Origin of the sequence: Nocardia cyriacigeorgica (assembly GCF_005863245.1) — a bacterium.
Taxonomy (GTDB): domain Bacteria; phylum Actinomycetota; class Actinomycetes; order Mycobacteriales; family Mycobacteriaceae; genus Nocardia; species Nocardia cyriacigeorgica_C.
The window spans coordinates 319074-334130 of sequence record NZ_VBUT01000008.1 but is presented as its reverse complement, the minus strand read 5'-3'; the positions used below and the strand labels follow the sequence as shown (position 1 = coordinate 334130).

At 71.1% G+C, this 15057-nt stretch carries 2 protein-coding genes (both running past the window's edge); both read right to left on the bottom strand.

Features of this window, described 5'->3' with window-relative positions:
* On the bottom strand, window positions 1-10723 hold the beginning of the coding sequence (locus FEK34_RS30935) for a non-ribosomal peptide synthase/polyketide synthase (protein WP_249359475.1). Its footprint begins 16040 nt before the window's first position; only the first 10723 of its 26763 coding nucleotides appear in the window; the start codon lies at window positions 10721-10723; its stop codon lies beyond the left edge, outside the window.
* Window positions 10723-15057: the final stretch of a non-ribosomal peptide synthase/polyketide synthase gene (locus FEK34_RS30930; protein WP_249359473.1), read on the bottom strand. It continues 15408 nt past the right edge of the window; only the last 4335 of its 19743 coding nucleotides appear in the window; its start codon lies off the right edge, out of view; it ends in the stop codon at window positions 10723-10725. Before FEK34_RS30930 ends, FEK34_RS30935 begins: the two co-directional genes overlap by 1 nt.

The following is a 15057-nucleotide window of genomic DNA, read 5'->3' as shown; positions in this document are numbered from 1 at the left end:
CGTGCGCCTGCGAACGCACCGGGTTCACGGCGTCGACCAACTGCTCGAACGGGACGTCGGCGTGCTCGAACGCTGCCAGATCGACCGCCCTGACCTGCTCGATCAGTTCGGCCGCGGTGGCATCGGGGCGCACTTCGGTCCGCAGGACGAGGGTGTTGACGAACATGCCGACCAGATCATCGAGCGCCTGATCGCCGCGACCGGCGACCGGGGTGCCGATCACGACGTCATCGGTGCCGGCCAGGCGCGACAGCAGGGCGGCGAGGGCGGCATGTAGCACCATGAACGGGGTCGCGCGATGTTCGGACGCGAACTCCTGGACTCGGTTGTGCAGATCCGCATCGAGGCGACCGGTGAGCGCGGCCCCGCGGGTGGAGGCCACGGCCGGGCGCGGGCGGTCCGACGGGAGGGTGATCACGTCGGGCAGGCCGGCGAGGCGGCCGGTCCAGTACGCGAGCTGCCGGGACAGGCGGGAATTGGGGTCGTTCGCCTCGCCGAGAGCGGAACGCTGCCAGAGGGCGAAATCGGCGTACTGGAGCGGGAGCGGAGTGAAATCGGGTGCGGCGCCAGAGCAGCGGGCGAGATAGGCGAGCGCCAAGTCGCGGGTGAGCGGCGCGAAGGACCAGCCGTCGGCGGCGATGTGATGGATGACGAACAGCAGGACGTGGGTCTGCTCGCGGAGGGCATCGGCGGATGCGGTACCGGCGGCATCCTCGGCCACCCGCAGCAGTTCGATGCGGAGTGGTACTTCGGTGGTCACGTCGAAGCCGGACTGCGCGGCCGTCGCCACCACGTGGGGAAGCTCGGCGGCCGTGACCTCGCGAGGCGCGAGCGATACCGGCCGGGCGCCTGCGGGTAGCACCACTTGCGATGCGATGCCGTCGTGTTCGGGGTAGATCGTGCGCAGCGTTTCGTGGCGGGCGATGACGTCCTCGATGGCGGCGTTCAGGGCGGCGACGTCGAGCGGGCCGGTGAGCCGCAGCGCGAACGGGATGTTGTAGCCCGCGCTCTCGGCATCGAAGCGGTTGAGGAACCACATGCGCTGCTGGGCGATGGACAGCGGAATGGGAGCGGTGCGGTCCTGCGCGGTCAGCGGTGGGAGGTCCGGCGCGGTGGTCGGGGCATCCGTCTCGATCAGGCGGGCCAGCTCGCGCACGGTCGGCGCGTCGAAGACCGCGCGCACCGGGACGTGCCTGCCGGTGGCCTTGGTGAGGCGCGAGGCAAGCTGAGTGGCGATGAGCGAGTTTCCGCCCGCGGCGAAGAAATCGTCACCGGCACCCACCCGCTCCACGCCGAGAAGAGCCGCAAAGGTCTCGGCCACAAGGTTTTCCGCAGCCCCGTCGGGCGCGATGAACGCGACCGGCGCCAGAACCGGGGCGGGCAGCTCCTTGCGGTCCAGCTTGCCGGAGGCGTTCACCGGGAACGCGTCGAGCACGACGAAACCGGCCGGGATCATGTAGGCCGGGAGTACGCGGGACAGTTCGGCGCGGATCGATTCGATGTCGATGCCGATGGTGCGCGCGGCACCGATTTCCACCCGGTCCCGGAACACGGCGTCGGTCCGCGCGCGGCCGGTGCGCCGATCGTCGACACTCGCGCCACCTGCCTGCGCGACACCGTCACCGTCTCCCGCGACGTCCAGACCGCCGGCGCGTGCGGCACCGACACCGCCATCATCAGCACCCGCGGCCCCAGCGCCTGCGTGACCGACACCCGCATCGCCGACACCCGCATCGCCGGCACGCGTGGCATCGGCACGCGCGGCGTCGACTCCTGAGGCGGCCTCGGGCACCAGGTAGGCGACCAACTGCGGCCCGGATCCGTGATCGTCGCGCACCAGGACAACCGCCTGCGCGACCGAGGGCAGCGCCAGCAGCGCCGCCTCGACCTCGCCCAGTTCGATGCGCAGACCGCGCACCTTCACCTGGAAGTCGGTGCGGCCGAGGAAGTTCAGTTCGCCATCGGCGGTCCATGACATGAGGTCGCCGGTGCGGTACATGCGGGAGCCGGGGGCGCCGAAGGGGTTGGCGACGAAGCGGTCGCCGGTCAGGTCGGGGCGGCCGAGGTAGCCGTGTGCGAGCTGGGCGCCGGCCAGGTACAGCTCGCCCGGGACGCCGGCGGGGACGGGGCGCAGGCGGGTGTCGAGGACGTAGGCCTGGCTGTTCCACACTGGTCCGCCGACGGGCAGCACGGTGTCGTCGGCATCGGTCACCTCGTGGGCGGTGATCTCCACCGCCGCCTCGGTGGGGCCGTACATGTTGTGCACGCGGGCGCCGGTCAGCGCGCGGGCGCGGTGAGCGATGGCGGCGGGCAGCGTTTCGCCGGAGCAGAAGATGTGCCGCAAGGCCGGGACGTCCTGCTCCTCGGCGACGAACGCGGCGAGCATGGAGGGCACGAAATGCGCGACGGTAATGGATTCGCGGCGCATCAGGTCGGCGAGGTAGGCCGGATCGCGATGGCCGTCGGGCGCGGCCAGCACCATGCGCGCACCGACCTGCAAGGGCCAGAAGAACTCCGGCACCGAGACGTCAAAGGTGGCGGGCGTCTTCTGGAGCAACGCGTCCGAGCTGTCGATGGCCACGTACGCCGACTGCATCCAGCGCAGCCGGTTCACGATGGCGCCGTGGCTCATCGCCACGCCCTTGGGCCGGCCGGTGGAACCGGAGGTGAACAGCACGTAGGCGGTGTTCGATGCGCGCAGCGGGGCGCGGCGGTCGGCATCGGTCACCGGTGCGGGCGAGTAGGCGGTGAGATCGATTGTGTCGATGCGGATCTGATCGGCCGCGACCTCGAGATCCGCACCAGAGGTGAGGACGAACAGCGGCGCGGCGGTCTCGAGGATGTGCGCGGTGCGCTCCACCGGATGATCCGGGTCCAGCGGGACGTAGCCGCCACCGGCCACCGTCACGGCGTACATGCCGACGACGAGGTCGATGGAACGCCGCATCCCCAGCGCCACCAGGGTTTCCGGGCCGACGCCCAGCGCGATCAGATGACGTGCGAGCCGGTTGACCCGTGCCGCGAACTCACCGTAGGACAGGGTCTCGCCTCGTGCCGAAACGCGGCGATCGCTTGGCCCATGATTCGACGACTCGTCAGGCCGGTCGGCGCCGGAACCGGTCCGGCCGCGCTCGACAGACCGGTGGGCGGGCAGCCTTTCGGCCCGCGACCCGAGTGAGCCCGAACGCAGGTGCCGACTATGCGGCCGACCGTCCTGCCGCTCGTCACGACTCGACGAGAGAGGCCCGCCCGTTGGCAGATCGTCGCGACTCGAGAACGGATGCGGACCCGACGACAGATCGTCGCGACCTGACGACAGGTCGGAGCGATTCGACGGCAGAGCTGGGCCGGATGTCAGCTCGGGTCGGTCCAGCGTCGCCCCCGCGGGCACTTCCTCGCCCGATCCCCCGTCGAACGTGATCGCCGGCGCGTGCGGGGTCCGGGCGACCTGCTCAGCGAACAGATCCGCGAGGGTTTCGCCGGGAAGCGTGTGCGTGGTGTCGTTCCACTCCGTGAGCACCCGTGCGCGTTCGGCCGGGTCGAGCAGTTCGATCTCGCCCACCCTGACTTCGGGATCGGCGGCGATCGCGTTGAGCACGCGCAGGAAGCGCGCGGTCAGGGATTCGATGGTCGAGGCATCGAACAGGTCGGTGGCGTAGCGCAGGCTGCCGGTCAGTGCGGCGTCATCGGCGTCGGTGACCACCAGATGCAGGTCGAACTTGACGGTCTCGTCGGGGACATCCACCGGCTGCACCCGCAGGCCGGGCAGCTCGATCGCATCGAGTGCGCCGCGCTGCTCGCCGAAGCTCAGCATCACCTGGAACAGCGGATGCGCGCCGCTGGTGCGGTCGACGTCCATGGTGTCGACGAGCTGCTCGAACGGCAGCTCGGCGTTGGCGAAGGCCGCGAGGTCGGTGGCGCGCACCGCGTCGAGCAGTTCGGTGAAGGTGGCCTCGGGCCGGACGTCGCTGCGCAGTACGACGGTATTGACGAACATGCCGATCAGCGCGTCCAGCTCACGTTCGCCGCGCCCGCCCACCGGCGTGCCGAGCACGATATCGGTGGTGGCGCTCAGCCGCGCGAGCGTGGCCGCGAACGCCGCGTGCACCACCATGAACAGTGACGCGCGGCCGCGGCGTGCGAGGGCACGCAAGCCCTCGGAAACCTCGGGGGCGACGGCGAACTCAACTACCGCCCCGCGCTGGGTCGGCTGCGCCGGACGCGGCCGATCCGTGGGCAGGGCCAGGTCGGCGGGCAGCCCGTCGAGCACCGCATGCCAGAACCGGATCTGCTGATGGGCGAGATCGCCGGGACGGTCGGCGGCACCGAGCAGTTCGCGCTGCCACAGGCTGTAGTCGGCGTACTGCACCGCGAGTTCGGGCAGTTCGGGCGCGGCGCCGGCGACGCGTGCCGCATATGCGCTGATCAGGTCGGTCACCAGCGGTGTCAGCGAGAGCGCGTCGGCGGCGATGTGGTGCACCACGAACACCAGCAGGTGCTCGTCGGTGCCCTCGACGGCCAGCAGCGCGACCCGCGCGGGCAGTTCGCTGGTCACGTCGAATCCGCCGCGCGCGATGGCGGCCACCGTGGCGTCGATTTCGCGCGGCCGCACCACCACCGGACGCACACCGAGGCCGATCGCCTCGGCGGACAGGATCGACTGATAGGGCCCCGACTCGGTCTCGGGGTACAGCGTGCGCAGCGATTCGTGCCGGGTCAGCACATCGAGCACGGCCTGCTCGAGCGCGTGCGTATCAAGCGTTCCGGTCAACCGCAAGACCACGGGGAGGTTGTAGACGCCGGTAGACGCGCCCTCCTCGCTTTCCCACCGGTTGAGGAACCACAGCCGCTGCTGGGCCGGGGCGAGCGGAATGCGCTCGGGACGGTCGCGGCGCACCAGCGCGGGCCGCGGGTTGGATTCGGCGCGCAGTTCGGCGACAGCGGCGGCGAAACCCGCGACGGTCGGCGCGTCGAACAGCGCGCGCACGGGGATCCGCACACCCACCGCCGCACCGGCCCGCGCGGCGACCTGGGTGGCGTCGAGCGAGCTGCCGCCGAGGGCGAAGAAATCGTCGTCGAGCCCGACCCGATCCACCCCCAGAACCTCGGCGAACACCTCGGCGACCAGCCGCTGGTCGGCGTCGACCGGCGCACGGAAACGCACCGTCTGCAACATCGGCACCGGCAGCGCCTTGCGATCGAGCTTGCCGCTGGTATTGAGCGGGAACTCGGCCAGCTCGACCACCGCGGTCGGCACCATGTACGCGGGCAGCCGCTGGAACAGCGACTCTTTCAACTCCGTGACATCCAGCTCGGCGCCCACCGCGCGGATGACATATCCGGCGAGGAAGTCGCCCTCCGCACCGCTGATCAACCGCGCCGCCGCCTGGCTCACCCGCGGATCGGCCAGCAATGCGCTCTCGATCTCGGCGAGTTCGATCCGCTGGCCACGGAACTTCACCTGGAAATCGGCCCGCCCCAGGTACACCAGTTCCCCGTCGGCGGTCCAGCGCACCAGATCGCCGGTGCGATACATGCGCGCGCCGTCGAACTCGAACGGGTTGGCCACAAACCGGTCCGCGGTGAGGTCGACGCGCCCGTAATAGCCGCGCGCCAGCTGCTCACCCGCCAGATACAGCTCCCCCGGCACCCCGATCGGTACCGGATGCAACCGCGAATCCAGCACGTAGACCTGCGAATTCCATTCCGGTTCACCGATCGGCACCAGCGGCGCGTCGGCCTCGGTGACCTCGCGATAGGTGATCGAGACGGCGGCCTCGGTCGGGCCGTAGAGGTTGTGCAGCCCGGCCTCGCTCACCGCATGGAACGCCGCGACGGTTTCCGGCGGCAACGCCTCACCGATGACGAAGACATCGCGCAGCGTGTCCAGCTCCTCGCGCCGGGCGTGGGCGGCGAACACCGTCAGCATGGACGGCACGAAGTCGGTCAGGGTGACGCCATGGCGCGCGATGGTCTCGGCGATGTAGCGGGGGTCGCGGTGCCCGTCGGGGGCGGCGAGCAGCAGGGTCGCGCCCGTGCGCAGCGGCAGGAAGTAGCCCCACAGCGAAACGTCGAAGGTGGTCGCGGTCTTCTGCAGATACACGTCGCCGGTACGCGGCCGGTACTCGTGCTCCATCCAGGCCAGCTGGTTGGCGATGGCGCGATGCGGCACCGCCACGCCCTTGGGTTTGCCGGTGGAACCGGAGGTGAAGATGACGTACGCCGGATGGTCGGGGCGCAGTGGGGACCGGCGCTCGGACTCGGTGATGGCGGTCGCCGGCACCCCGGACAGGTCCAGTGCGTCGAGCAGGTGCACGGGCGCTTCGGTGGCGGCGGCGAATCCCGCCGCCCGCGTGCTCAAGACACAATGCGGCCGCGCCGTGTCGAGGATGTGGCCGATGCGCTCGACCGGGTGCGCCGGATCCACCGGCACATACGCACCGCCCGCCCGCGCCACCGCGTACATGGCGACCACCAGCTCCACCGAGCGCGGCATGGCCAGCACCACCAGCGATTCCGGGCCGACGCCGGTGCCGATCAGGAACCGGGCCAGCCGGTTGACCCGCTCGGACAGCTGCGCGTACGTCAGTTCGACGGGCACCGGGTCCTCGGCCACCACGGCGATCGCGTTCGGGCTGCGACGCACCTGCTTGTCGAAACCCTCGTGCAGGAAACGGTCGGCCACCTTGTGGCCGCTGGCATTCCAGCTCGCGGTGACGTAGTCCAGTTCGCCGGCGTCGAGCAGGTCTATATCGCCGACGGGAGTGGCGGGAGCGGTGACGGCGGCGCCGAGCACGCGCAGGAACTTCGCGGCGAATTCGCGGACCGTCGGCGCATCGAACAGGTCGGTGGCGTAGGTGAATTCGGCGCGGTAGCCGCCGTCGGCGTCCGAGATGGTGAGTTGCAGGTCGAACTTGGCGAACTCGGCGCCGAAGTCCACCGTCTCGGCGGTGAGTCCTGGCAGTTCCAGCGCGAGCGGGCCGAGGTTCTGCATGAACAGCGCCACCTGGAACAGCGGATGCCGCGCCTGCGAGCGGGCCGGGTTCAGCACCTCCACCAGCCGCTCGAACGGGACGTCACCGTGGGCGAAGGCGCGCAGGTCGCGATCGCGGGTATGGGCGAGCAGGTCGGTGAAGGTCGCGGCGGCGGGCACATCGGTGCGCAGGACCAGGGTGTTGACGAACATGCCGACCAGGTCGTCCAGTTCGGCTGCTCCGCGACCCGCCACCGGGGTGCCGATGGCGATATCGGTGGTGCCGGACAGGCGGGCCAGCAGGGCGGCGAGCGCGGCATGCAGCACCATGAACGGCGTCGACCGGGTCTCGGCGGCGAGGCGGTCGATGGCGGCGCGCAGCTCGGCATCGATCGCGAATTCGTGCACCGCGCCCCGGTAGGAGGCCTGCTCCGGGCGCGGGCGATCCGCCGGAAGATCGAGCTGAGCGGGCAGCTCGGCGAGTTCGGCGGTCCAGAACTCGAGCTCGCGGGCAGCCAGGGATGCGGGGTCGGCTTCATCACCGAGCACCTGCTGCTGCCACAGCGCGTAGTCGGCGTACTGCACCGCGAGCGGCGCCCACTGCGGTGCGTGACCCTCGCGGCGGGCCGCATACGCCGTGATCAGATCGCGCATGAGCGGGCCCATGGACACGCCGTCGGCGGCGATATGGTGCACCACCAGCACCAGCGTGTGGTCGTCGGCCGCGGCACGCAGCAGCCGGATGCGCACCGGGACCTGTTCGGCCACATCGAATCCGGTGCCGGCGGTCTCCCGCACAGCCGCCGCGATATCGGCCACCGGGTCCGGGACGAGGTCGACGGCGGCGACCGGGCGCACCTTCTGAACGGGGCCGTCCTCGTACCTGGGGTAGAGCGTGCGCAAGACCTCATGGCGGCCCAGGAGATCGGTGACGGCGGCCGAGAGCGCCGGAATATCCAGCTCACCACGCAGACGCAACGCGACCGGGATGTTGTCGACCGCCGCTGTCGCACCGCCGGATTCGACGGCGAACTGGTTGAGGAACCACATCCGCCGCTGCGCCGGGGACAGCGGAATCCGGTTCGGGCGTGGGCCTGCTACCAGCGCGGCCCGGGACATCCACCCGGTTCGGGTGCTACGCGCCGCAGCTGTGGACCTGCCGTCGACTCCGGCCGCTCCGCCCGCCGGGGCATCCGCCGAGCCGATCGAGCCGTCGGAACCGAGCCACGGTGGCGCGGGCAGGTCCCCGGAAGCCCCGTCGATCCCGTCGCCGGACGCCGACCGGGTGGACGTCGCAGAGCTGCCCTCGGCGTCGGAACGGCCGGGCACGGAGGTGGGCAACGGCGCGAGATCGCCTGCGGCGGACGCGAGGGCGTCGCCTCGCGCGAGTGTCTCGGTGCCTGCTGGACCAGCCGTCGCCCCGACGTCGCCCCGGGCGAGGGCCGCCAGGCCCGCCGGAGTCGGATTGTCGAAGAAATCGCGCACATCGACGGTGATGTCGAGGGCCGCGCCGATGCGGGCGAGGGCGCGGGTGGCGATGAGCGAGTTGCCGCCGAGGGCGAAGAAATCGTCATCGGCGCCGATGCGGTCGCGGCCGAGCAGGTCGGCGAATATGGCGGCGACGGCGCGTTCGGCGTCGGTGGATGGTTCGCGGTATTCGGCTGCGGCCGTGGTGAAATCCGGTTCGGGCAAGGCGCGGCGGTCCAGTTTGCCGTTCGGGTTCAGCGGCATCTCGTCGAGGACGATGAGCCTGGCCGGGACCATGTAGTCCGGTAGCCGCTTGCGGAGCGCGTCGAGCAGCGCGGACGGGTCGAGCGGGGCGGAGAGATCTACCGCCTCGGCGGAATCCAGCCGCTCGACCGATCCCAGCGTACCGGCGGAATCGAGCGACACGGCCTCGCGATCGGGGTCCACGGTGTCGATTGGGACCGAGCGGCGACGACCCTCTACTTCCACCGATTCACCCAGTCGCACTGTGGCGTTCGATCCATCAGTTCCGGCGGCCAGGCTTCGCGCAGCGACCAAGTAGGCGACCAATTGATCGCCTTGCGCCGAGTGGTGGACGACCGCAGCGGCTTGGGCGACCTCGTCCTGGTCCAGCAGCGCCGCCTCGATCTCCCCCAGTTCGATCCGCAGCCCGCGCAGTTTGACCTGGAAGTCGATGCGGCCCAGGTATTCCAATTCATCGGGGCCGCCGTCGCTGCCCGGCGCCCAGCGCACCAGATCGCCGGTGCGGTACATGCGGTCGCCGGGAGCGCCCTCGGGGTTGGCGACGAAACGGTCGGCGGTCAGGCCCGGTCGGGAGAGGTACCCGCGGGCCAGCTGCACGCCCGCCAGGTACAGCTCGCCCACCACACCGGTGGGGACGGGGCGCAGATTGTCGTCGAGGACCAGCAGGTCGGTGTCGTCGGCGGCGGTGCCGATGGGCACACTGTCGCGGTCGGCGCCGGTCACCTCGTGCGCGGTGACGTCGACCGCCGCCTCGGTGGGCCCATACAGGTTGTGCAGGGTGGCGCCGCTGATATCGCGGAACGCCGCCGCGGTCGCCGCGGGCAGGGCCTCACCGGAGGCGAAGACCAGCCGCATACTCTCGACGGACTCGGCGACATTGGGCTCGGCCACGAACACCGCCAGCATCGACGGCACGAAATGCGCCACCGTCACCCCGGATTCGCGGATCAACCGCGCCAGATACGCCGGATCCCGATGCCCCTCCGGCCGGGCGATCACCAGCCGCGCCCCCACCTGCAACGGCCAGAAGAACTCCCACACCGACACGTCGAACGTGAACGGCGTCTTCTGCACCACCACATCGCCGGCGTCGAGCCGATACAGCCGCTGCCGCCAGCGCAGATTCGCCACGATCGCCCGATGAGAAACCGCGACACCCTTCGGGCGGCCGGTGGAGCCGGAGGTGAAGATGACGTACGCGATATTGTCGGGAGAGACTGCGGGCCAAGCAGTTTCGGTGTCTCCGCCGTGGTCGACGGGCAGATCCACGCTGTCGAGGCACAGCGTGCGCATGCCGGGATCGACTATCGACCGGTCCGTCGAGGTGGTCAGCACGACCGCCGGGCGGGCGACATCGAGGACGTAGGCGATGCGGTCGGCGGGATGATCCGGATCGATCGGGACGTATCCACCGCCCGCCTTCAACGTCGCGTACATGCCGACGAGCAGTTCCAGCGAGCGGCGCAGGGCGAGCCCGACCAGCACATCCGGGCCGACACCGAACTCACGCAAGCGGCGGGCCAGACCGTCGACGCGGGCGCTGAACTCGGCGTAGGTGAGCGTGGTGCCCTCGAACTCCAGGGCGATGGCGTCCGGGGTGCGGCGCACCTGATCCTCGAACAGGCTGATCAGGGTCTCGGCGGGCGCGAGCGGCGTCAGCGCGGGTGCGGCGGCGACGACGGCGTCGGTCAGCAGCTGTTCGAAGAGATCGCCGAGTGCACCCTCACCGGATTCCAGCAGCGCCGGGAACCGGCCGGACACCACGATCGGCAACAGTTCGCCCGCACCGAGCGCACCGCCCATGGCCTCGTCCAGCGCCGACAGCTCGGCGGCCAGCTCCGCGTACCCGATCGCGACCCCGTCATGGGCGATGGCCGTGCGTTCGGGTTCGATCTCGGCCACCGTATGAATGAGCCCCGGCAGATCGTCGATGCCGTAGGCGCGCCGCAGGGCGACCAGATCACCCGCGACACCGTCCATGCCGATCGAACCGGCCGCGATCGAATCCGCGTGAGTCATCAGCAGTTTCCTTCCGAATCGACGTTCGAGGTGGTGCATGCCGCGCCGCTCGCCGCGAGCCCGGCGGGCGAGGTGTGCGCCGGGCCAGGGGGTGCCTGGTCAGGCGCTGCGGGGTCGGGAGCCACGGCACCGGACGCTCCGGCGCCAGGCACGACAGCGCCGGGCACTGCGGAACCTGGGAATGCGGCATCGGAAACCTCGGGCGCCGCGGTGTCGGGGGCCGCGACGCTCGGCGCTGCGGCATCGCGCACGACGGCGACCGGCGCTGCGGCACCGGACACTCCGGCACCGGACGCTGCGGCACCAGGCACCACGGCACCGGACACTCCGGCGCCGGGCGTTGCGGCGGCGGGGCAAGTGATGCCTGGGGAAACGGCAGCGGGGGCTACGTCTTCGGGGGCCGCGGCCTGGGACCCTGCGAGGTCGCCCAAGATCACGGCTTCGGCGGCCGCACGCATATCCGCGGTAGCTGCCGACAATCCGGCGGCCCCGAGCGCGGCCAGGACCCCGGGGACGAGTCCGGCGAGGGCGACATTGATGAGCGTGTCCGGTTTCGCGGCGGCGCCCATGGCCTTGCCGACAGCGGCGATCTTCGCGGCGAGCTGCCCGAAGGTGACGGTGTTGTCGCCGCGAGTGAAGGCGATGCCGTCCGGCTGGACGGCGGCAGCGGCGGAGACAAGAGCGGGGAGGTCGGCCGGGGGATGCGCGGCCGGCTCTCCCGCGATACCGCCCACCGCAGGACGCCGCTGGTCGGCGGCGCTGTGCGTCACCGGACCATCCGCACCACCACGCGTCGCGGGACCACGCCGATCGGCCGACCCGTTCGTCGCCGAGACCGGGAACGTCCCGGCCGCAGACATACCCCGTGCGGCGGTTCGCGCCGTCGCGGCACGCCCCCCTCGTTCGGCGTCCGTGCGAATATCGATCGCCCGCACACTCACCCCCGGATCCGCGGCGATGGCATCGACTACCAGCAGTAACCGCTCGGCGAAGCGGCGGACGGTGGCGGCGTCGAAGATGTCGGTGGCGTAGCCGAACCGGAAGTCCAGGCCCGCGCGGCCGGGGCGTTCGATGCCGGTGAGGTGCAGGTCGAACTTGGCTTCCGAGAGGCCGAGGTCGAGCGGGCGCACCTCGAGCCCGGGCAACCTCACCACGCTGTGCGGCATGTTCTGGTAGGTGAACATCACCTGGAACAGCGGGGTGTAGCTGCTCGAGCGGGTGCGGCCGAGAGCGTCGACGACCTGGTCGAACGGGACGTCGGCGTTGGCGAGGGCGCGCAGGTCGCGGCGGCCGGTGTCGCGGAGCAGGTCGGCGAAGCGGGTGCGGGGGTCGACCTCGGTGCGCAGCGCGACGGTGTTGACGAACATGCCGATGAGGTCGTCGAGGGCGCGTTCACCGCGGCCGGCCACCGGCGCGCCGATGACGATGTCGGTGCTGCCGGACAGCTTCGCCAGCAGCACCGCGAGGGCGCTGTGGATCAGCGAGAACACCGTGGTGCCGTTGGCGCGGGCGATGGCGTCGAGTGCGGCCATGCGGTCGGCATCGACAGCGAATTCGATGGTGTCGCCGTGCATTTCGCGGCGGGCGGGCCGAGGCCTGTCGGTGGGCAGCGCGAGCAGCTCTGGTGCGTCGCGCAGTTCGCCGGTCCAGTAGGCGAGCTGACGGGCTGCCAGGCTGTCCGGGTCGTCGCTCGCGCCGAGCAGCTCATGCTGCCATTCGCTGAAATCGCCGTACTGGATGTCCAGCGGCGGCATGCCCGGCGCCTCGCCGGCGGCGCGGGCAACGTACGCGGTGACCAGGTCGCGCGTCATCGGCGCGATGGAATAACCGTCGGCGCTGATGTGGTGCAGCACCACCACAAGGACGTGGTCGTCGGCGGTGAGCCGGAACAGCGCGGCCCGCACCGGCGGCACTGCGGTGATATCGAAGCCGGTGGCGACGAATTCGTCGATGGTGGCGGCGAGCGCGTCCTCGGGCACCGGCCTCGGCGTCAGGTCGAACGCGACCGCGTCGGCGCCGAGCACTGCCTGGATCGGCCCGGCCGTGGTATCCGGGTAGCGGGTGCGCAGCACCTCGTGCCGGTCGAGCACATCGCCGATCGCGGCGGTGAGCGCGCCGAGATCGAGTGCGCCGGTCAGCCGCAATGCGGCGGGCACGTGGTAGGCGGACGAGTCCGGGTTCAGCCGGCTGACCACCCACATGCGCTGCTGCGCGGGCGAAAGCCGAGCCGGACCGGTGCCGGTGCGAGGCAGCAGCGGCGGACGCGCCGCGCCCTCCGACGATGCCAGCGCCGCGGCCAGCCCCGCCACCGTCGGCGCCTCGAATACGGCGGCGACCGGAACCTGCCTGCCGAGCGCGGCGCCGAGCCGTGCGGTCAGCCTGGTCGCCATCAGCGAATTGCCGCCGAGGGCGAAGAAATCATCATCCGCGCCGACGGTGTGCGCGCCGATGATCTCGGCGAACGTCTCCGCCACCAGCCGCTCGAGCTCACCGGTCGGCTCCCGGAATTCGGCCTCGGCGAAGACCGGCTCCGGCAGCCGAGCCCGGTCGACCTTGCCATTGGCGTTCAACGGCAAAGCGTCGAGCACCATGATCACCGACGGCACCATGTACGCCGGCAGCGCGGCGGCCAGGGCGGACCGCAAACGGTCTCCCAGGTCCGAATCGGATTGTGGTACCGCAACATACGCAATCAGCCGGGCGCCCGAATTCACCTCGCGCCGGGCGACCGCAACCGCCGCCCGCACCCGCGGATCCCGGCGCAATGCCGCTTCGATCTCGCCGAGCTCGATCCGGAACCCGCCGATCTGCACCTGGAAATCCGCGCGCTCGAGGTATTCGAGATTCCCGTCGGGCAACCTGCGGACGATATCGCCGGTGCGGTACATCCGCGCGCCGCCGCCGTGCGGGTCGGCGACGAACCGATCCGCGGTCAGGCCGGGGCGTCCGTGGTAGCCGCGAGCGAGTTGCGCACCGGACAGATACAGCTCCCCGGCCACCCCGATCGGCACCGGGCGTAGTCGAGCGTCGAGCACATGGACGCTGCTGTTCCACACCGGACGCCCGATCGGCACCGTGTGCGACAGCTCGCCGGCCACCGGATACGCCGTGATCGAGACCGCCGCCTCGGTCGGCCCGTAGAGGTTGTACAGGCGAGCACCCACCGCCGATGAACCCGCCCGGAGCCACGTCGGTGCAGCGTCCGGCCCGACAACGCGGCCGCCGGCCTCCGGCCCCGCAACACCCGGCCCGGCGGTGCCCAGCCCCGCAGCCGCCGACCCAGCAGCCCCCGGCCACGCAGTCACTGGCCCCGCAGCGTCCGGCTCTACACCAGGCCCAACGGGCTCCGTGCGCACGGCGGTCGGCGGCCGCCCGTCAATCTCAGCGACTCCCGGATGCCCCGCCCGCACCGCGCACGCCGCGAATTCGGCAGCCGTCGCCGCGGGCAGCGCCTCACCGATGGCGAGCACATGGCGCAGCGACGGGGGCAGCGGCTGGCCGCCGGCCACCAGCATGCCAATCAGCGACGGCACCGCGTGCAGCACCGTGACCTGGTGTTCGGCGATGAGGGCGCGCAACCGATCCGGATCGCGTTCGGTGCCGGGCGCGGTGATGACGAGGGTGCCGCCGGTCGTCAGCGGCGACCACAGTTCCCACACCGACAGGTCGAAGGTGGCGGGGGTCTTGAGGAGGGCGCGGTTGTCGCGGCCGAGGCCGAAATACCGGCGCAGCCAGATCAACTGGTTCACCACGGCGGCGTGCGGGACGGTCACGCCCTTCGGCAGACCGGTCGAGCCGGAGGTGAAGATCACGTACGCCGGATGCTCGGGCCGCAGCGGGCGAAGGCGGTCGGCGTCGCGGATGGGTGTGGCATCGGCGCCGAGGTCGAGCCGGTCGACCTCGAGCACCGGGACGCCGGTCTCGATCGGCACACCGTCGGCGGGCGTGGTGAGCACACACACCGGCGCGGCCGTCGTGACGATATGGCGGATGCGGTCGACCGGATGATCGGGGTCGATCGGCACATACGCCCCGCCCGCCCGCACCACCGCGTACATGGCGAGCACCAGCTCGACCGAGCGGCGCATGGCCAGCACGACCGTGGTTTCGGGGCCGACGCCGTGGGCGATCAGCGTGCGCGCAAGACGATTCACCCGCGCGTCGACCTCGCCGTAACGCAGGTGCGTGCCGCTGATCGTGTCGATGAGGGCAGTCCGATCGGTTTCGGCGGGCGCGAACACCGCGAGATCGGCCAGCGTCACGGCCGGCACCGGGTACGCGGTCTCGTTCCAGCGCGCGAGCCTGGCGTGATCGTCCTCGTCGAGCAGATCGAT